22 protein-coding genes are annotated in these 20,057 nt (G+C 51.4%); 5 read left to right on the top strand and 17 right to left on the bottom strand.

The features are described 5' to 3' along the window. Positions 1 to 25: 25 nt before the first annotated feature. From AAF465_05850 to AAF465_05835, 4 genes are all read left to right on the top strand, one after another. On the top strand, positions 26 to 1,354 hold the full coding sequence (locus tag AAF465_05850) for a sigma-54 dependent transcriptional regulator (protein MEM7082238.1): 1,329 nt from the start codon (positions 26 to 28) through the stop codon (positions 1,352 to 1,354). A 55-nt stretch (positions 1,355 to 1,409) separates the two neighbouring features. Continuing rightward, complete coding sequence (locus AAF465_05845) at positions 1,410 to 2,723, top strand: ATP-binding protein (GenBank protein MEM7082237.1); 1,314 nt, start codon at positions 1,410 to 1,412, stop codon at positions 2,721 to 2,723. Positions 2,724 to 2,787: 64 nt separating this feature from the next. Then, a complete protein-coding gene (locus tag AAF465_05840) occupies positions 2,788 to 3,537 on the top strand; it encodes a gamma-glutamyl-gamma-aminobutyrate hydrolase family protein (protein ID MEM7082236.1) in 750 nt (249 codons plus the stop codon). A gap of 249 nt (positions 3,538 to 3,786) precedes the next feature. Further along, positions 3,787 to 4,500, top strand: coding sequence for a DUF6090 family protein (locus AAF465_05835; GenBank protein ID MEM7082235.1), 714 nt, complete (start codon positions 3,787 to 3,789; stop codon positions 4,498 to 4,500). Between the two features lie 166 nt (positions 4,501 to 4,666). Here AAF465_05835 and AAF465_05830 read toward each other — a convergent pair whose 3' ends face one another. From AAF465_05830 to trxA, 16 genes are all read right to left on the bottom strand, one after another. Continuing rightward, complete coding sequence (locus AAF465_05830) at positions 4,667 to 5,407, bottom strand: Abi-alpha family protein (protein ID MEM7082234.1); 741 nt, start codon at positions 5,405 to 5,407, stop codon at positions 4,667 to 4,669. A 239-nt stretch (positions 5,408 to 5,646) separates the two neighbouring features. Continuing rightward, entirely contained in the window at positions 5,647 to 6,420 is a 774-nt protein-coding gene (locus AAF465_05825; protein ID MEM7082233.1) for a hypothetical protein, read from the bottom strand. A gap of 500 nt (positions 6,421 to 6,920) precedes the next feature. Further along, a complete protein-coding gene (locus AAF465_05820; protein MEM7082232.1) occupies positions 6,921 to 7,319 on the bottom strand; it encodes a DoxX family protein in 399 nt (132 codons plus the stop codon). Between the two features lie 79 nt (positions 7,320 to 7,398). After that, the gene (locus AAF465_05815; protein MEM7082231.1) at positions 7,399 to 7,905 is read right to left on the bottom strand and encodes a hypothetical protein; all 507 of its coding nucleotides are present in this window, start codon (positions 7,903 to 7,905) and stop codon (positions 7,399 to 7,401) included. Positions 7,906 to 7,989: 84 nt separating this feature from the next. Continuing rightward, positions 7,990 to 8,469 (bottom strand): hypothetical protein, encoded by a 480-nt coding sequence (locus AAF465_05810; protein MEM7082230.1) that lies wholly within the window; start codon positions 8,467 to 8,469, stop codon positions 7,990 to 7,992. A gap of 174 nt (positions 8,470 to 8,643) precedes the next feature. Further along, positions 8,644 to 9,129 (bottom strand): hypothetical protein, encoded by a 486-nt coding sequence (locus tag AAF465_05805; protein ID MEM7082229.1) that lies wholly within the window; start codon positions 9,127 to 9,129, stop codon positions 8,644 to 8,646. Positions 9,130 to 9,225: 96 nt separating this feature from the next. After that, positions 9,226 to 9,549 (bottom strand): phosphotyrosine protein phosphatase, encoded by a 324-nt coding sequence (locus AAF465_05800; protein ID MEM7082228.1) that lies wholly within the window; start codon positions 9,547 to 9,549, stop codon positions 9,226 to 9,228. Between the two features lie 81 nt (positions 9,550 to 9,630). Beyond that, positions 9,631 to 10,461 carry an alpha/beta hydrolase gene (locus AAF465_05795; GenBank protein MEM7082227.1) on the bottom strand — a complete coding sequence of 277 codons (831 nt, stop codon included), beginning with the start codon at positions 10,459 to 10,461 and terminating at the stop codon, positions 9,631 to 9,633. A 504-nt stretch (positions 10,462 to 10,965) separates the two neighbouring features. After that, positions 10,966 to 11,316: a VOC family protein gene (locus AAF465_05790; protein MEM7082226.1), complete on the bottom strand. Its 351-nt coding sequence runs from the start codon at positions 11,314 to 11,316 to the stop codon at positions 10,966 to 10,968. Positions 11,317 to 11,415: 99 nt separating this feature from the next. Continuing rightward, on the bottom strand, positions 11,416 to 11,826 hold the full coding sequence (locus AAF465_05785) for a hypothetical protein (GenBank protein ID MEM7082225.1): 411 nt from the start codon (positions 11,824 to 11,826) through the stop codon (positions 11,416 to 11,418). Between the two features lie 113 nt (positions 11,827 to 11,939). Next, entirely contained in the window at positions 11,940 to 12,452 is a 513-nt protein-coding gene (locus tag AAF465_05780; GenBank protein ID MEM7082224.1) for a hypothetical protein, read from the bottom strand. A gap of 1,643 nt (positions 12,453 to 14,095) precedes the next feature. After that, entirely contained in the window at positions 14,096 to 14,590 is a 495-nt protein-coding gene (locus tag AAF465_05775) for a hypothetical protein (protein MEM7082223.1), read from the bottom strand. A 117-nt stretch (positions 14,591 to 14,707) separates the two neighbouring features. Further along, the gene (locus AAF465_05770; protein ID MEM7082222.1) at positions 14,708 to 15,025 is read right to left on the bottom strand and encodes a hypothetical protein; all 318 of its coding nucleotides are present in this window, start codon (positions 15,023 to 15,025) and stop codon (positions 14,708 to 14,710) included. A 96-nt stretch (positions 15,026 to 15,121) separates the two neighbouring features. Next, positions 15,122 to 15,610: a hypothetical protein gene (locus AAF465_05765; GenBank protein ID MEM7082221.1), complete on the bottom strand. Its 489-nt coding sequence runs from the start codon at positions 15,608 to 15,610 to the stop codon at positions 15,122 to 15,124. 201 nt (positions 15,611 to 15,811) lie between these two features. Continuing rightward, entirely contained in the window at positions 15,812 to 17,068 is a 1,257-nt protein-coding gene (gene rho / locus AAF465_05760; GenBank protein MEM7082220.1) for a transcription termination factor Rho, read from the bottom strand. A gap of 194 nt (positions 17,069 to 17,262) precedes the next feature. After that, positions 17,263 to 17,574 (bottom strand): thioredoxin TrxA, encoded by a 312-nt coding sequence (trxA, locus tag AAF465_05755; protein ID MEM7082219.1) that lies wholly within the window; start codon positions 17,572 to 17,574, stop codon positions 17,263 to 17,265. Between the two features lie 322 nt (positions 17,575 to 17,896). Between trxA and AAF465_05750 the strand changes: the two genes are divergently transcribed. Continuing rightward, entirely contained in the window at positions 17,897 to 19,237 is a 1,341-nt protein-coding gene (locus AAF465_05750) for a DEAD/DEAH box helicase (GenBank protein MEM7082218.1), read from the top strand. Positions 19,238 to 19,324: 87 nt separating this feature from the next. Here AAF465_05750 and AAF465_05745 read toward each other — a convergent pair whose 3' ends face one another. Continuing rightward, a complete protein-coding gene (locus AAF465_05745) occupies positions 19,325 to 20,029 on the bottom strand; it encodes an HAD-IA family hydrolase (protein ID MEM7082217.1) in 705 nt (234 codons plus the stop codon). Positions 20,030 to 20,057 lie beyond the last annotated feature (28 nt).

Below are 20,057 nucleotides of genomic sequence, written 5' to 3'. Positions count from 1 at the left end.
ACTAAACGGAGTTTCCGACGCCAATATGAGCAAAGTTCTGATCATCGACGATAACGACGGCGTGTGCAGCGCACTCAGCATGCTGCTCGATGTAAACGGCGTCGAGGCCGTCACCGCCAATGATCCTGAAAGTGGGCTACAACGCGTCGCCAGGGGGGATATCGACCTGGTGATCCAAGACATGAACTTCACGGGCGACACGACGTCTGGCGAAGAGGGCGTGCAGCTGTACTATCAGCTGCGCAAACTCGACGCCGACTTACCCATCGTGTTGCTGACGGCCTGGACGCACCTTGAAACCGCCGTCGAACTGGTGCGCGATGGCGCGTCGGATTATCTGGCCAAACCGTGGGACGACGCCAAACTCATGACCACGGTGCGTAATCTGCTCGAACTGCGCGAGGCGACACAGCTTACGCGCGAGAACGACCGAGAACGTCGCGATCAACACAACAAGCTAGCGCAAAACTACGACCTGTGTGGATTGGTGTACGCCAGCCGAGCGATGCACGAGGTGGTGTCGGTGGCGACACGCATCGCCCGGTCCGATGTGCCAGTGCTCATCACCGGCGCGAATGGCGCCGGCAAAGAGAAACTCGCGCATATTGTGCAGGCCAACTCAACGGTTGCCGACGGCCCCTTCATCACCGTCAACGCCGGCGCCTTGCCGCCGGATCTTATCGAAAGCGAGCTGTTTGGCGCGGAGGCCGGTGCCTACACCGGCGCCGGCAAGGAACGTACCGGACGCTTTGAAGCGGCCGACGGCGGTACGCTCTTTTTGGATGAGATCGGCAATCTTCCGTTGGAAGGGCAAGCCAAGCTTTTGCGGGTGTTGCAAAGCGGCGAGTTTGAACGCCTCGGCAGCAACCGAACACGGCGGGTGACTGTGCGCACTATCAGCGCCACCAATAGCGATTTGACCGAAGCCGTGGCACGGGGCGAGTTTCGTGAAGACTTGTTGTATCGCCTCAATCTGATCGAACTTAGTGTGCCCCCGCTCGTGGAACGTCAGGCCGACATTCTGCCGCTGGCCCACCATTTTCTGGGTGATCAACACCGCTTTAGTTCGGCCGCCGAGCAGGCCCTACGGCAGCATAATTGGCCGGGCAATGTGCGCGAACTGCAAAACTGCGTGAAACGCGCGGCGCTCCTTAGCACCGACTCGGTTATTGATGTGGAAGATCTTGCCTTAAAACTCGACACCACTCCGACAGCAAGTGCCGATCTCGATGAGGAAACCATCCAGCAGGCACTCGGCCGGCATGGCGGAGTGATTGCCCGCGCAGCGCGTGAACTCGGGCTCAGCCGTCAGGCGCTTTATCGACGCATGGAAAAGTTTGGCATTCCCAAATAACCAATCGCAGCCAAATGGTTTAAGCTAGCCTCAAATCCAAGGCTCGTTGTCGCTCATGCGCTCATCATTTGAAGGAAAATTGGTCCTCACCGGGTTGCTTGCTCTATTGATCGCAGGCGGTCTTGGCGCGTTCTTATTTAGCCTAGGGCAAAATCAGGCGCGACTGGCGCTGAGCGTGTCGTTGCTGACCGCCGTTGTGGTGTGGCTTTTTCTCTCGCGCCGCATTATCCGTCCTGCGACCGAATTACTCACAGCCCTTAGCGATAATGTCGCGAGCATGAAAGACAGCGACTTCAGTGTGTCGGTGGCCAATTTACGCACCGACGAGCTGGGGCAACTGGTTGACGCACACAATGAGCTCGGCACCGTGCTGCGTCAAGAACGCCAAAGCCTGTATCAGCGCGAGCTTCTGCTCGATACGGTCATTCAAACCACCACGCTCGCACTCGTACTGGTCGATGCGGGGAAAAAAATCGTATACAGCAACGCCGCAGCGCGCCGCCTGCTGTGGGACGGCAAACCCCTCAACGGCGAATCATTCGAGCGTGTGTTGGCCAACGCCGACCCGGCCTTTGGTGAGGCGGTGGCGCGCAATAACGATGGTCTGTTTACCGTCGAAGGCGAAGAGCCGCAGACGTTTCATTTATCGCGCAGTAATTTCACGCTCAATGTGCGCAACCATCGGCTCTATCTTTTCAAACACCTCACGCAGGAGTTGAATCGACAGGAAGTGGCCACCTGGAAAAAGGTGATTCGCGTCATCAGTCACGAGCTAAACAACTCGCTCGCCCCCATTTCGTCGATGGCCCACTCAGGCGCGACCATCCATCAACGCGGCGCGAACACCGATGACGATCGAAAACGCCTCGACACCATTTTCTCTACCATCGAAGAACGGGCGCTGCATTTGAAAACGTTTATTGAAGGGTATGCGCGCTTCGCACGACTCCCGGCGCCGCGCATCGAAGCGATCGAGTGGTCAGGCTTTCTCGATAATCTCAAACAGACAATAACCTTTTCCATGTATAACGAAGTGCCTGCCGGCGAGGTGCGCATGGATCCTGGGCAGATGGAGCAGGTGCTCATCAACCTGCTCAAGAACGCCCACGAAAGCGGCTCAGAGCCCGATGATGTGACCCTCGATATTTATGCGCTCAACCCCGGTTGGCGCATCGTGGTGAGTGATCGCGGCGCTGGAATGTCGCCGGCGGTGCTCGCCAGCGCCCTACTTCCGTTTTACTCCACTAAGAAAACCGGCAGCGGCTTGGGTCTGCCGCTATGCCGCGAAATCGTTGAGGCCCATGGCGGTCGAATGAGTCTGGCCAACCGCAGCGTCGGTGGCTTGATGGTGACCATTCAGCTACCGTGATGTCCCGCTTGGAATCTTGACCGTTTTACGCCGATACACTCCGCAAGCTTGGCCGGTTCAAACCATGAAAAAACGCAAAATACTTGTCTTTCAGCACGTACCGTTTGAACCGCTCGGTACATTGGATCCAATGTTAAAAAACGCCGGGTTTCGCATTCGCTATGTCAATTTTGCGCGCGACCCTCACCAAGTCCCGTCGCTCGATGGATACGCCGGACTCATCGTGTTGGGTGGCCCGATGAACGTCGATCAAATCGACGACTACCCGAATCTGGCCACCGAAGTCACGCTTATTCGCGATGCGCTTGACCGCAACATGCAGGTGCTAGGCATCTGTCTTGGCGCGCAGCTGCTCGCCAAAGCGCTGGGCGCGCGTGTGAAACCCGGCGCACGCAAAGAGATCGGCTGGTATCCCGTTTCGCTTTGTGACGAGGGCCGCGAGGATCCCATTCTTAAAGACCTAAACGACTCACCAATGCTCTTTCACTGGCATGGCGATCAGTTGACGCTACCGGAAGGTGCGCGCTGGCTCGCGTCGTCCGACGACTGCCCGGTACAGGCCTTTGCGCACGGCGCGTGCGCCTATGGCTTTCAGTTTCATCTTGAAGTGGATCAAAAGCTGATCGAACGCTGGCTCACCGTACCTGTGAATGTGGCCGAGCTTGCCACCGTGACCGACTACATCCACCCCTCGCGCATTCGGGAAGACGTGCCGCGCTATTTACCGGCTATGCAGCAACTGGCTGACACGGTCTTTGGCAATTGGATTAAGCGGTTTGACCTGCAGCGTAAGACGACATTGGGCAGTCGTTAGACGCTATACGCGCGCTAATACCGGCTCCTGGTCGCCGATTCCGCTAGACCGTATAAATTGACGTAGAATAGTGCGGGCTGCGACAGTTGCCCGACTGTATTCATCCCTGTTTGAACGTAGCCCAAGGAGCGGCCAGGCCATGGAACCAGTTCATATTCTTATTGCCTCCCTGACTATCGTCACCACAAACCATCGATTCGAACCTAGCGAGCCTAATCGTCAGATGCGCAATGCCGTGGGCGTGGGATCATGATCCTTCGCCGACTCTCCACGCAGATAAAGAACCAGGACTGGTCTGCGGTCGCCATCGAATTTGTCATCCTGGTCGTTGGCGTCTTTATCGGTATCCAGGTGTCCAACTGGAACGATCAACGGAATGATCGCGAGACCGAAGGCGTTTATTTGCAGCGTTTGCAGCAAGAACTGGCCGATTTGGTGCCGATCGCCGACGACTTCCTTCAGGTCGTCAGTGAACGCGAATCGCAGGTGAACGAAGTCCGCGACTATTTCATCACAGGAGAACAACTGGGTGCGCTGAATGGGGAAAATTGCGGCGCCGTTGGCCGCTCGCACATAATGGCCGGCACCATTCACTACCCGCCCACGATCAAAGAGCTGATTGCGACAGGGCGCATTGTTCTCATACGCGACGAGAATCTGCGTACCGCAATTTTATCGTTTGATCAGGCACATCATGGGATGTTAACGCTGCGAAAAGACATTCAGATTGATCGCCTACCGCTCGCACGCAAACATCCGGAGCTTATCCGCCACGGTCTCGCCTCTTGGGGCGATGCCCAATGCGACTTTGAAGCGATGAGAGCGAGCCAGCAGTTCTTAAATGACTTCACCGACAACCGTCGCCGATTCAGCGCTTATGTGGAGCTGGTCGAGCGCGCGCAGACTGAGCGAATAAAATCGCTCGGCGCTCAGGTCTCAGAGAGTTTGGCCCGTCGATTTTAGGTGTGATGCAGCGGAAGAATAGACGGCCTGAATTCCGGGCGAGTAGAAATAACTTTTCTTTAAATATCTCATTACGAATATTGATACCGATCAAGAAAAGTGATCAAAACACAATTTCTATATTGACTAAGCTGCCAGAATCTACAAGACCGAAGTGCTCAGAAGTCTATTCTTTTGACCAGGCTTTTACACATGCAGAGGCAAACCTCAGACCAAATCCGCTCAATCGAATTCGGCGAAGTTCTTCAATACTAAATACGCGATTAATAGACCTATCTTGAAATGACTTGTGAATAATCTTTGCTAATTTTTCTTGATCGCCGATCTCTGCTGCCTGAATAATTTCTTCTGTTGAAGTTTCCTCTTCTACTAACACAATCCGCATTCTAATCAGATTATGAATGGAACTATCAAATTCATCCGCATCGCTATTACTTAGAAAGCTACTCTCCTCAACGATCCCCTCTATATCTCGATAATACAAATAGCTTACGAGACGAGTTGAAAACGCATCAATCTCGGAAAGGTGTTTCACGAAAGCAGGTTGCAAAGTGAAACCGAACTTCGGATTCGACGAATTAACGAGCAGATTCGCAGCATAAGAAAGCACCTCCTCAGCCTCCTCCATTGATGAGTTACCTACGATTTTCATTACAAGACCGGGCGATAACGACTTAATATGCTCTTCATTAATATTCGATTTATCAATAGCGTCTAATAATTTGTCATGAAATTTTGCGAGATTACGTGCTCTGCGATAAGCGATAAACTCCGACATCATCATACCCATTTGCTCTAGTGGGCCACCGATTGCCTTATGCAAGAATCCTTTCACCGCGTCGTCATAGGCCGTACCTTCCTTAAGAATCTCTGCTACAACTTTTATTTTTCCTTCATTATCACTCATAATTTCTCCAGCCGCGTTACCTCAATACCAGCCCGAAATCTCGCACTTCGCGAAGTTGACACTACACCAAACCAAGTTTCCTAAAAACCAATAAGCTCAATATTGAAACTCATTGCCAACACCAACCTGATTGCAACACTTTGATCGAAATAGCACCCGTTAACCGAAGAAAGACAGGCGTTTAGCTCACCTATCTAGATTACAAGCGTCATAATAAAACTGCATCCTGTCTTTATGAGTTAGGTACTGTTCTCAGTAGACGTAATAATTGCGGGAGCAACGGTGGAAGAAAAGGTGCCAATACCTGCTTCTGCCAGAGGAATCTCAGCTGTGCAGAAAGTACGTAACGCGTCGTTATCTCTATTATACTGCTGACCGAGCTGACTCTTAGTGATATCAGTCATTTGATTAAAGAGCTGTTCGAAGCGTTCATAATAAGCAGGATCTCCATCTTCCTCACGGAGATCAACCACCGTATCTTTAACGATCAACCAATAGTTCTCGATATACCAACTGTAGGTATCCCATACTATGCCGCTAGAAATCGCTTCTGCACGCAAACAGGTACCTAGATGTTCGAAAAACTCGGCTATAATTTCCCAAACGCCTTCCTCAAGCTCCCCGGCGCGCAGGTAACGTGATGATACGGCGTGTCTCGCGCGAAACATTGGAAGCGAATTCCATCTAGTTGAAAGGGAAGCGAGTGCTCCGAAAATTAGAGAGTTGGCCTGTGCATTGGCGGATCGAACGTGTTCGTTTCGAGTCAGTTGTAATTCTTTCCTGGTTAATTCTAACTCTCTTCTTTGAAGCTTTAGATCTTCCTGTTGAAGGACTATCGCGTAAATAACAAAAGCGAACGCCAGTCCAGAGAAAAGCGCATTTACCGCACCAAACATGTCTCCCACTGTGCCTGGGCTACTCGGCTTACCGTAAATCATCAGCATGCACAGAAGATTAATCAGCCATAGGCCAATTACGCCGCAGAGAATCCATAAGAGCTGCTTTCTAACCATCACGGTTCCTACCGAGCAAATAGTCCCCCACAATTCACTTTGGTGAAATGGGGTCAAAAACGCATTGCACAGCAATTACTTCTTTTATACTCACTATCCCTTGTATGCAATGACACTGATCTGGTTTTGGATACGAGCTGCACACTTCTAGAAATTGACATCAAGCCTCTCCCAAAAGTTTGCCAAAATCGAACGCTACATAAAGACTATTTCGTCACCTATCGCTTTACCACTCAGTTCCGATGCTTAAGTGTACAGGAGTATTAAGAGTAATGATGTAGAGATGCTTGGTGAAGCCTATCCATCTCGCTGAACTATGAATTCAGATTATCGAGAATAAAACCAATAACCAAGAATCTGAATGGGCACACGGAAGGTGAGAATCCAGCGGCCCATCAAAGTACCCTCTGCAACCCGTCACTCGCGTTGGCTCATCAGCAAATCGATCGCGGACTCGTGTACTGGCCAGCCACTGCCAATGCCCAAGACGCGGCTACCGCCTAGTCGACTGAAGCGTCGAGCGTCCAATGCCAATAAGCGACACCCAATAAATTGGCAATCAGAAGCACGCTGTACTCCATGCCGTTACGCCCTAATCCCACAACGAACCAACCCTCTGGCGCATGGACCAGGGCAATACCCGCGGCATAAATCAAGCAATAGGCGAGACACAGCACGGACACAAATCGCCCCAACGCCAACAACGGCGTGCCGACAATCTCAATAAACGTAACCGCATACGCAATCATTAGTCCAAAGGGGATGTGCTGTGAGTCGAGCCAAGCGCCAAACGGTGCAACGGCACCAGCCGAGAGGCGAGCCCAGCCGTGAGCGGCGATGATGCCCGCAAGGAGTATTCGCAGGCCTGTGAATAGTCGGTGTGCGTTGATTACTGACATTCGTTTACCGTCCTTATCCTAATTCGCGGCCCAACGATTCCTTACGTCCGACACGCCTAGGGACCATCGCTGCGGCGTGTTATTCGTCATAGTGGATACCTTCTGCTCGCATTCTGACCTTAAGTAATCGAGCGGCCAAGGGATGCAGCGTATCGAACTGTATGGCCTTGAGTCGCCTTTTACCAATACGAGCATCCAGCGTTGCCAAGGCCTGTATGAGCGGATCATCAGATCGCAGTGCTTGCTCCGCGCTCAAATCATGCACGTATTCCCAGCAGGACTGATACGCATCGCGTCGTGAGAGCTCTCCGTACTCGACCTCACCGTACCGACTGTTCTGCGCATCTGAGACATGCGAAGGAACCGCTGAATCGGTCACCCATGGCCTGCCTTCTTTTCTCACGTTGCCAGCAGCACGATTGTAGAATGCTCTCGTGCAAAAATTGGCTACGATTTGTTTTTCGACAGTAAGCCAAGCGTGTCCACATGTACAATCCCCATAGGTGGTGCTGTGTATGGCAACAAGCCTCCCAAGGGATGGCGAGAATTTCTTCTCTACACGGTTCTTTAGTTTCGACCATCTCATGAAAAGAACACCGAGCAATGCAAATCACGCTTGCACTCAACGGTAAGAAGCACAAACGCGCCCCCGGCAGATGGTCGCAAGTTGTTATGCATCAATACGTTCAAAATAGCGCTTGTAGACATTGATATAGTTGGTGTCGAGCTGGCAGGACGTGATGTTGGCGTAGTCAATTCGATCAAGCTCATCTAACCAACGGCCGATCCCTGTAAAATAGTGCAAGTCAATCTGATTCTTGCCGATACGCAGTATCTTGCCGATCGCCAGATCGGGCTCATCGATAAGCTCTTGCTCGACAATGAATAGTTCGTTTTGACCATTTGCGGAGAGGAAAAATTCCTCCCACGAATCCACTTTGTAGCTCGAACCAAAATCAATCGACTCGAAAACGCCCTCCTCCTTGAGTAGCTCGGTTTGAAATCGGTCGACCTCGAGAGTCTCAATGCTCGATATGTCACACCTCCTCAGCACCATGAGCCCGTCACTGCGAAAGTCGCAAATATAGTGAAGGAGCAATAGGGAGGGCGATTCGTTGATAACGAATCCCTGAATTTTCTTATCGTCCACACTTTCGCGTTTGATCGAAACAATCTCGCGTTCGTGTATTGATCGCTGGGTATTCAAAACGGTTATCTCTGAGTTGACGGTTGGTTGACAGGTTACGGTATAAATAATTCGCCGGCATTGCGAGCATTCGCTTCAGCCAAACTACCCGTTCTTGCTCTGTTATGGGCGAACTCATCAATTCCCGCGAGATTGCCCGTGCCAATAGAGCGCCTCATCGATATCGGCCTCTATCCCCTCCCCTTTGTGATACATATCACTCACAATACCGGCGGCCGCACGGCTTCCTGACTGCGCGGCTAACAAGTAAAGTTGAAACGCACGTTCCAGATCCTTGTCGACGCCTCGCCCTTCGCGGAAGGCAATCGCAAGCATAACTATGCCATCGATACAGCCACTCTTCATCGCCCGATCTGCCCAATCAACAGCCTCCTTGGGATCAGTATGCCAATAAAGCGCCGCCGCTAAGGCTTGTGCGGCCGGATCGCCACTTTTTGCTTGAGGTAAGACCTTATCCAGGTCGTATTGAATGTCATGACTGACTTGCGGTTCCGTACCGAGGTTTGAGACTCCACTGGAAGCGCACTCAGCGAATTCCGGTTTGCCGCAAGCGACAATCACGCTAAAGCCAATGAGCGCTAGAACGATTTCAACATTGCGCATAACGATTTCGGTCAGCCCAGTTTGGCGCGGTGGCGTAACGTACGGAGGAGACTATGCGGACAGGCCAAGATTCGTTGCACCAATCAGCCGTTTGACCTAGATATTGACATATCTGGGCACTCTTGTTTTTAACAGTCTAATGAGCACTGGATCGCCTCGTTCAAAGTCGTCTGGAATATCCAACACAGCCAACTTCTTTCCCTTCAACAGCGGCCTGAATTTTTTAGCCACCTTGTTTCTATGACTTCGTTCCATCACAAGAATGGCGTCGGCCCACTCAATGAGATCGCCCGTTACGGTAGTTGGCGCATCTGAATTTGTTCCGGCACCGATCGCCTCGACATTTGGATACGACTGGAACACATCCTCAGCGGTCGGACTCCTGAGTCGGTTCTCGCTGCACACAAACAGTAGATTCACAGTGTGAACACCATAAAACGACTAGCATCGGCCGTCTGAACAGGCGCATAGCGACTGGCCTGGTTCGTCGGCCTGCGCAGGTTATGTGATTGATTCATTTTCTAGAAACGGTCGTATTTTTTTCAGTAGCCGTTTGGGCTGCTCTTCGATCACAAGGTGCCCGGCATCTGGAATCTCGTAGAACAAAGATCCAGGGATCAGTGAATGCAGTAGCCGGCCGCGCTCAATGGGAATCCAGGAGTCTTCGGCACCCCAGAGTATCATTAGCGGGGTTCTAATTTGGGAATAGCGTGGCTGTACGTCGTCAGTATAGTCCTCTTTTGCCTGAGCGATTTGCCTGTAAAACGAGGCTTTACCCTCTTCTCCTGTCCAGGGCTGAATAGTTCTTTCCATTGTCTTACCGTCAATTGGCGCAAAGGCGGCTGTATTAATGTAGGCACGGACAATTGCGTCATGGATATAATCGGGGACTCCGGCGAAGGCCGCTTCATGTGCTTTTACATGCTGGAAGAAGGGCGACCCCCACGGCGATACTGAGACCGGATCGATTAACACTATCTTTTGAAAATCTTGCTGGTTAAGCAAATGCGTGCGCAACACCGTGGCACCGCCGAAGTCGTGCCCGATGATGGCAGGTCTTTCCAGATTCCAAAACTTGATCAGTTGATGAAGAACCGCGTTTTGCACGCTAAGGGACACATCCCCCATCGATTTATCGGATTGACCGTAGCCGATAAGATCAAAATAGTAGGTCGTAAAACCATCTGATAGGCCTTCGATAATGTGCCTCATATTAAATGAGGACCAAGGAGTCCCGTGCACGACGATGACAGGCGGCCCACTTCCCATAACGCCAAACCTGACATCACGACCGTCAAACGAATAGGATTCGGTTAGATTCCACGTTGTCATAGGGCAATTTCACCAGTATTAGGCTCGGCGGCCATGAGCGCACGCGTGAATGGTGCGGTCGCGAAATGCGCGGATGTACAGAGCGTCGGTTGCGGTGATTGGTTAGGCATCCGGATCTGAGCCTGCTTTCAGTCTTTTGTTGTAAATACTATGAATCATTCTTAACCCACGAAACTGTGAGTACATTCTCCACAGTGCAAAATACAGTATGGACAAGAAGCCCATTATCAGGAAACCGTTGCTGTCAGCATATAAGCCATACCCAAACATACAACTTCCCGGAACCACCTCAATGGCCCAAAGTAGCAGTCTCGATCTGACAGATTTTGGGATAGCCTGGAGATTGTTGAGATACTTTTTCTCTTCTTCTGTAAGGCTTTCTTTTTTCATGAATCGGTATGACTAACGTCTCAGTTTGGCCGCGATTGACGCCGACGAGCTTCTGGCGGTGACCGGGAGGCTCAGATGAGATATTTGACGCTGCAACGCCCGGTTATGCCGCACTCATGGATTCTCCCAAAGCCCAATGATCTGACCCTCAGGAGGCGTGATCCACGCAAAGCGGCCTTTGCCAGGCACATCAACCGGCCTTACAAGGACTTTCCCGCCAAGATCAACGGTACGCTGGACGGATTCCTCCAAATTCTCAACTTGGACATAAACGGTCACATATTGACCCCATTCCTGACCAAGTGCCGCAAGGTGGCCCGACAGACCACCCGGGGAGTGCGAGTCGATGGCTGGGCTCGAATCAGAGGCCTCAATTTCCCAGTCGAAGAGGCCACGTAAGAATTCCCGGGTCTCAGCCACATTGGTGCAGCCGATCTCAAAATGAACCACTGGATTATTCGCCACGATGCCGTCTCTTCACGACATAACGACTAAGATCAGCCACTGGCTGACGTCCATTAATTTCCATTCGATCCTCTCTCCTCGGTCGGCTTGATCCGCTTGCTAGACATTGTCTGTGCCAAAGTATCTTTCCACACTGGAAAAATAAGCCATGTAAATTATGGCGCCATCCAATAGGCCAATGATACTACCTAGAGTACCTGACAAACCGGTTTGAATGTCTACGCCCATAAATACTCTGAGCACCAACCAGAACAAATAGAACCAGAGAAATACAGAGCGACCAATTGCTATGAAGAAGTACATGAGTACCGATGCGGCGAGAAACACCAAATGGGACACATTAAACACCCAACTTTCAACCCGCACTTTCGCGTTGTAGCCTGAAAAACTCAGCAAATCTACGGTGTCTGCCGATTGAAATCGAACCTCGATATAAGGAAGGACATACCACACGGTATACGTCACCATCGACATGACGATTAGCGACCGAAATAGCTTAACGTCATCCAATCTAGATACCTAAGTATTGAACGCAGCGGTCATTAGCGCGCTCGTGTGTTTTGTGGTGGTAAAACGTGCGGGCACACCGAGGATCGGCTGCAGTGATCTGTTAGGTGACTCATTCAAGGTAGCACAGACCCAAATTTTCTGATCGTAAGCCACGTATAGTCACCTCCAATCAAGCTTGAAGGAGAGTCCAGGTCCTCAATAAACTCGTCATTTGCAAACAAAATTTCCACTTTCGTACGCTCTATAGTTTCTCTGATTCCGCAAAATTTGGCTCTTAAGACACCGTCTTCGCCCGAAACCTCCTCACTCGTCAGACTAGCAGACAGCTCTACTCGTTTTTTGTCTTTGGCTATTATCGATAATTCCGTATCTCTATGTAGTAGCCCATTCAGAATCATATTTGCTTTCGGATACTGTAGGACTACGCACCACTTCTCGTCCGGTTTTTCCTCAATCGCTTCAACCGAAACCCCGTACACAAGCGCTTCCGACGGTTCGACTATTGGCCCTAATACCTGAGCCTGAGAGCCAACAGCAAGTAAGCTCAATGCGACGAAAAACCAGCGGCCTGCGGCGGTCAAATAATTATAAGAATCAGCCGCCAACTGAAGTAGATAAGTTCCCATACAATGCCTCCTTCCAAGTCGGCTGCATCCGCCTGTTAGACTACGCACCCTCAAACTGAGTCACCATACTCACGTGGTTGCCAAAAGTTAGATGCTCTGCTAACTCGCTGTTCGGAGGCAACATCCGGGTTCCTGAATTTGGCGCACGGCAGTTTTTGCCAGTTTGATAAAATGCCCTACCGCCAATCGGCCCATTGCGATCCAAGACAATTCTAAATTCCTTCGTTTGATCCATTCTGACAATTCTGGCTAAACGATAATTACTGACACCGTTTTCAGTACTGTAGATCACCATGCTATCACCCACTTTCAGACCGCATGTGTTTACGTAGTTCCGAACAGAATCGTAATCCCAACCGAACAGTGGAGCCCCAGGTAATACTTCTACTTGCATTTGAGGTAACTATCTCAGCGGCGGCCTAACGATTAAACTCAGCGGCCGTTAGTGCACTCGTGTATCTTTCGACAGCAAATGCGCGGGCGTGCCGACGGCCTGTTGCAGCGATTTGGTAGGTGTGCTCATGGAAGGAGTTCCGGAATCTGTTTCTCAACTCTGAGATAGTGTGACTTCTGTTCCTCCACAAATTTACGCGCTTCAGACAAAGTCTTGGGTAATGGAACCTCGCCCTCAGGAAGACCGCTACCGAAAAATCTGAATCCTGATGCAAATAATAGCTGAATTTTCTGCCACTGTTTAGCGTCTTCTTTTTTGGGGGCAGTGAGCGACCAACCCATCTTATACAACTTCCCGCCACATCGTGGGCATACCTCTACATTCGAAGCCGAGCGTTCGCGTTTTTGCGAAACCCTACAGTCAAAGCACGCGTACGCAATTCTTGAGATCCCACCAACTGATCTCGCAACGCCGTTCGCGCCCCATTGACGCAACCCAGCCTGACGTCGGAGCTCCATTCTTCTCTGTTTCTCATGACCACGAGGCATGATAAACGTCTCCAGTACGCCTAACTATTAAAGTCGACGTCCGCCAGCGGGGTCGTGCATTTTTCGGTAGTAGAACGAGCGGGCACGGCGAGATTCTGTTGCAACGATTTCTTAAATGGCATCGTTAGTTGAACAAAGAGCGTAAATTTGAAAAAACCAGTACCATGCGCTCCCCGCTAATAAGACTGCTATGTTGAGCCATCATACCTCTCTCACTCTCTAAGTCGTACACGATACTTACTTCGGAGACTTCCAAGTACCTCTTGGAGCCGCACAACATTGACCGAAAGTAGCCCTCCTTTTCAAAGCTGACCGTGGTAGGCAGATGAAATCGTAACTCTGTATCATTGCCGTCGTTAGAAACTAACCTGCCAAACGTATTTATGTGCACAAGATCCTTCACCAATGGACTGGTCTCTGGAAACGAGAAATTGATGCACCATTTCCCTGCGCTTTTCGGTTCTTGCTCCTCAGAATTGACGTAAATACCGTAAGCAAGCGACTCTGATGGATCCACATCCCGTATATCAAAGTCTGCTGGATCCTGGGCTTTCACCGAATGACAAATGGAGATTATAAGAACGAATAGCAAAATTCGTGGAAGCGCCATGTAACTATTAAACTCAGCGGCCATTAGCGCGGTCGTGCGATTTGCGATAGCAGAACGTGCGGGCGTACAGAGGGTCCGTTGCAGTGATTTGTTATGTGTCACACTCATACTTGGTATTACTCTTCAAATATTTCCTGAGCATATTATTGTAGTCTTCCGTGTAAGTCGCAATTTTTCCATAGACAGCCATCTCTCCTTGACATGAGATTGCGTCCGTTGGCGCATTCACCTCTTCAAAACCATATTTGTCGACGACACAACTGCGCTCCTGGTGATCATCTATGCCATGGATTCTTGGCATGTAACCACCCATTAAGAACAAAAATCGAAAATCTTCCGATTCCACTCTTGCTGCCAGTCTTTTCCCTAACGGAACTGAATAGTAGGCCTCTACTGCGTCCAGGTATTTACAGACCGAATCACTTCTATCTCTTAATTCGACTCTCCCGCCTCCGGCAATGACTTCTTCCAATATGTGATCGACATTTATTGGACCGGCTGGTTCATCAGTATCAACGTCTTTACTACTGCAAGAGAAGGACATTCCAAGGCACAGAAATCCGACCAGTCGCGCGATGGCACTCATCCGATCGAAGACATATAACTATTAAACTCAGCGGCCATTAGCGCGCTCGTGTATTTTGCGGTAGCAAAATGCGCGGGCGTGCCGAGGGTCCGTTGCAGTGGTTTGTTATACGTCGGCCTAAATTTCATAAAACGTCCTGCATTCTTTCCAAAATCGATTAATCACCTTCTCATCGCCGTCGTGAAAATCTTCGAAGAACCCTGGCTGAATCCATGATGTCGGGTAGGCATATCTTTCTCCATCTTCGCCAATTTCAGACACCCAGAAATTTGGTTCAGCTTCATCAATGAGTTCAAATAGAGCTGGGTCGTACAAGCATGGTTCATTCATATTATTAATGATTCTAAAATCATCTGCCTCAATGCCTATGACTTCGTACTCTTTCCCGGGAGATATGAAGGTCATCTCAGTATTCTTACGCGCTCGAGCTTTCATAGAGACGTATAACTACTAAGATCAGCCGCGGCTGATCTTTGCATGAGAAAGCGACGGCGAATAGCCGTCGGTTGCATCGATTTGTTATGTTTCGGCCTAATCACTAACAAGGAAGTCCTTTGTAAACATACGACTTGCTTCATCATAAAGATGGGTTGCATTCTTCTTTGTCCAAGTTTTATCGCACCAATCACAACACTCATATAGATCCCCCATTTCGACTCCGACAAATTCGCCCTCTCGTCGTCTAGGATCATTGAACTCTAATTGGTAGGCATCCATTCTTCCAATAAAATGACAAAACTCGAAAGGAGTAATCTCATCCATGATTAGTGCCTTGCAATGTTCCAAAACTATCTGCGAAGCAACTTCAATACTACTCACTGAATATGGAGCGAAGTCTTCATGTCTTTTGGCTATAGACACGAGAATAGATTGCGCCTCACCTTCCGATATCGCATCAAATACTTCTAAGAACTCCAATTCCAATTCTAAATTGCCTTGTAATTGCAGACTTACCCAATCCGAGGCCAACGGCACCTCAGTATCGAACCATACTCGAAACGCATACTCGTACAATGTCATTTAGTCACGCTGTTAGTAAACATAACTACAATTGTGTGGAGTTGTTCTTCATAACAATAATTTATCACGGAAATAAATCGTTATTAGGAATTTGTCGAGATTTACTAACCCCCGGCAATCGCGGACTGTGATACCGGCACCCTCACCCACAAAAAACCCCGCACTAGGCGGGGTTTTTAATTTCAGCAGATTCCACTGAAGTTATCGCTTCATGCTCTCGTAGAACTGATCATTCGTCTTAGTATCCTTGAGCTTACCCAGCAAGAATTCGATCGCAGCAATCTCATCCATCGGATGCAATAGCTTGCGCAGAATCCAAATCTTGGCCAACTCTTCCGGATCGGTAAGCAGCTCTTCTTTTCGCGTACCGGAACGATTGATGTTGATCGCAGGGAACGTGCGCTTCTCGGCAATGCGACGATCAAGATGCACTTCCATGTTACCGGTGCCCTTGAACTCTTCGAAAATCACATCGTCCATTCGCGAGCCGGTGTCGACCAGCGCGGTGGCGATGATGGTGAGGCTGCCGCCTTCTTCAATGTTGCGGGCTGCACCAAAGAAGCGCTTGGGTCGGTGCAGTGCGTTGGCGTCCACACCACCGGTGAGCACCTTACCCGACGAGGGCACGACGGTGTTGTAGGCACGTGCAAGACGGGTGATCGAGTCGAGCAGAATCACGACATCCTGTTTGTGCTCGGTGAGCCGTTTGGCTTTTTCGATGACCATCTCGGCCACCTGCACGTGCCGGCTTGCCGGTTCGTCGAAGGTACTCGACACCACTTCGCCACGCACCGATCGCGCCATCTCGGTCACTTCTTCGGGACGCTCATCGATGAGCAGCACGATGAGTGAGCATTCGGGATGGTTGTGCGTAATGGAATGGGCAATGTTTTGCAGCAAGATGGTTTTACCGGCTTTGGGTGGCGAGACGATAAGACCACGCTGCCCTTTTCCGATCGGCGCTGCCATGTCGATAATGCGGGCCGTGAGATCCTCGGTACTGCCGTTACCGATTTCCATTTTCAGACGCTTGCGCGGGAACAGCGGCGTAAGGTTTTCAAAGAGAACCTTGTTGCGCGCATTCTCCGGCTTGTCCATGTTGATCTGACCGACTTTCAACAAGGCAAAGTAACGCTCACCTTCTTTCGGAGGCCGGATCAATCCGGAAATGGTGTCACCGGTGCGCAGACTGAAGCGTCGAATCTGACTCGGCGACACATAAATGTCGTCGGGACCCGCGAGGTAGGAGCTGTTGGCCGAGCGCAAGAAGCCAAAGCCGTCCTGCAAAATCTCGAGCACCCCGTCACCCCAAATGTCTTCACCTTTAGCGGCTTGCGCTTTGAGGATGCCGAAGATGATGTCTTGTCGGCGGAGTCGTGCAACCCCTTCAAGCTCCATGTCGTTGGCCATGTCGACCAGTTCAGCAATGGGTTTGATTTTGAGGTCGGAGAGTTTCATGGCCGTTTCACTTAGGGCCAGCTCCTCCTCACCGACGGTACCGAGATCCTCATCATCGTAATCCTCGCGCTTTGGCCTACGCTTACGGCGCGATTTATTGCCGCCCGACTTTTTGCCGCCGCGGTTATTGTTTTTCTTGGGACCGCCGTCGTTGCCTTTGCCGGCACCGCGAGCGGAACTACCGAGGTAACCTCTCATAATGAATTTTCCAGGGTTGCGATAAGCTTGCCTTTTGACACGACACCAGCGCTTTGTGATTCGACCTGACCGTTTTTAAACAGCATCAATGTCGGAATACTGCGCACCGCGTATTTGCCGGCGATTTGCGGATGCTTGTCGATGTCGAGCTTGGCGATTTTGACCTTACCGGCGTATTCGCTAGCCACTTCGTCAAGCACCGGGGCAATCATCTTGCACGGACCACACCATTCCGCCCAGAAGTCCACCAGTACTGGAATATCAGATTGCAGTACGTCGGCCTCAAAATCGGCGTCGGTTGTGTGAATGGGGGCCGCGGCCGCTGAATGGGATTGGTTTTGATCGCTCACTGCGATAGTCCTCCAAGAGATAGCGTTGTGAATGTGTTCGTCTAAAACGGAATGAATTGGAACCCTGAGAAGGCGATTGGACGGGATCGTGTCGTATAGGAATTGGGTATTAACAGTGACGGCGCGAACCGGATAAGGCACAATGATCCGGATGTTTTACCTGCGCTGTCTGTTTGTCGCTTCGCGATAGAGTCGGCGAAGCTGTTGTAGACCTTATTTTGGCCTGCAATCTGTCCAATATGCAAGCCTTTTATGCCCAAAAACAACACCAGGCCACAATATGACCTCTACGCATCTGTCCGAAACTGCCTTTTCCACCCTGGATTTACACCCGAACGTACTAAAAGGGGTTGAATCGGCCGGGTTCGAGTTTTGCACGCCCATTCAGGCCGGTGCACTGCCCGTGGCGTTGGCTGGGGGCGACGTCGCCGGACAAGCGCAAACCGGCACCGGTAAATCGGCGGCCTTTCTGCTGGCCATGCTCAATCGTCTGACCACCACCTCGCCCGACGACAATCGTCGTCCCAACGATCCGCGCGCCATCATATTGGCGCCGACACGCGAGCTTGCGATCCAGATTTACAACGATGCGGTGGTGCTCAACGAAGGATGCGATTACAAACTGTGCCTGGCCTTCGGCGGCACCGACTATGAAAAGCAACGCGTCGCCATCGAAAACGGCTGCGATGTACTGATCGGCACACCCGGCCGCCTGATCGACTATTTCAAACAAAAGGTGTTTGGTCTCAAGCACATCAGCGTGGTGATTCTCGATGAGGCTGATCGCATGTTTGACCTTGGCTTTATTAAAGACATTCGCTACGTGCTGCGTCGGCTGCCTGAGCCCCAGGCCCGACTCAACCTCATGTTCTCGGCAACACTCTCACAACGCGTGCTTGAGCTGGCGTACGAGCATATGAATGACCCTAAGTTGATTCGCATTGAGGCCGAGTCGGTGGCGGCGGATCGCATTCGGCAGGTCATATACTACCCGGCCAACGACGAAAAGCTCCGGCTTCTGGTGGGCATTTTGCGCAAAACCGATCCCAGCCGCACCATGGTGTTTGTGAACACCAAGCGCGCAGCGGAACTGGTGCAAGCCACACTCATCGCTAATGACTTCAGCGCGCTCGCCATCTCCGGCGACGTGCCGCAAAAGAAACGCATGAGCATGCTCAAGAAGTTTCAAAGCGGTGAGCTGCAAATTCTAGTGGGCACGGATGTGGCCTCGCGCGGCCTCCATATCGATAACGTGAGCCATGTATTCAACTACGATTTGCCGCAAGATCCCGAAGACTATGTGCATCGCATTGGCCGCACGGCGCGTGCGGGCTCCTATGGCGACGCCATCAGTTTCGGCTGCGAAAACTACGCCCAAGGCCTGCCCGATATCGAAAAATATGTGGGTTATCGGCTGCCAATGGAACCGGTAGAGCAAGCGCTCCTGGCCGACATCACCATCCCCACGCTCAAACGGCGTCGCCCACCCCCACGACGAGGCGGTCCGCGCAAAGGCGGTCGTCCTTCCCCATCGCAAAAAGCCTCGGGCAATGAGGGACAGGCTTCGAAGAAACCCAAGCGTCGGCGTCGACGACGTAAGCCCAAACCGGCGAGCGAATAGCAATACCACCAAACGGCGGACGCGCGAGGCGCCTTTGCAGTAACCATCCGCACGGCGCGGTGAAAAGGCCACCGCACGGACGGACGGTTAACCCATGGCGAGTACGGTGTCGGTGATCTCGGCCACGCTGTCCACTTCCATCGCGTCAAGACCGTGGTCCGCGCCTCGACCCGCCTTACCAAACTCCGAGTCGGGTCGCATGATTTCGATCCGATAGGCAACGCCCGCGCGTTGGGCGGCTTCCAGTACGTTGATGCTGTCGTCGATCAGTACGGTGCGTGACAGGTCGATACCAAAACTGCGTTCGAGTGCCGACCAGAAGGCGGGATACTCTTTGGGCGCGTCGAAGTCGTGTGAGGTAATCGCGCGATCGAAATAGCGCTGCACGTGCACTTCTGCCTGTTTGATGGCCAAGATAAACGGATGCGCATTGGTGGCCAGAATGCGACGCGCCGGCAGTCGCTGGAGTGCCCGCAGAAAGTCCTCCGCCCCAGGCAGCCAGCGCACCAGATGACTCTGTGTTTGCTTTACCGAGCGGATATCCACGCCGATCGAACGCGTCCAATGATCGAGGCAATACCAATCGAGCGTGCCTCGCGTGCGGTCCGCGTGGGCGATAACGCGCTGGGTTGCCTCATCGACTGAGATGCCTTTGACCGCCGCAATATGGGCCGGCAAGGTATGCAGCCAAAAGCGCGTGTCGAACGCCAGGTCGAGCAACGTGCCGTCCATGTCCAGCAGCACCGTATCGAGGTGCTGCCAGGGAATATCGTCAAGCATTGGTGCGGTCATGTTGGCTATACTACCGGTCTGTTGACTG

The sequence above is a fragment of the Pseudomonadota bacterium genome, from assembly GCA_039028935.1.
Lineage (GTDB): Bacteria > Pseudomonadota > Gammaproteobacteria > Steroidobacterales > SZUA-146 > SZUA-146.
The sequence above is the reverse complement of the archived record's forward strand: the minus strand, read 5'-3'. Positions and strand labels throughout refer to the sequence as shown.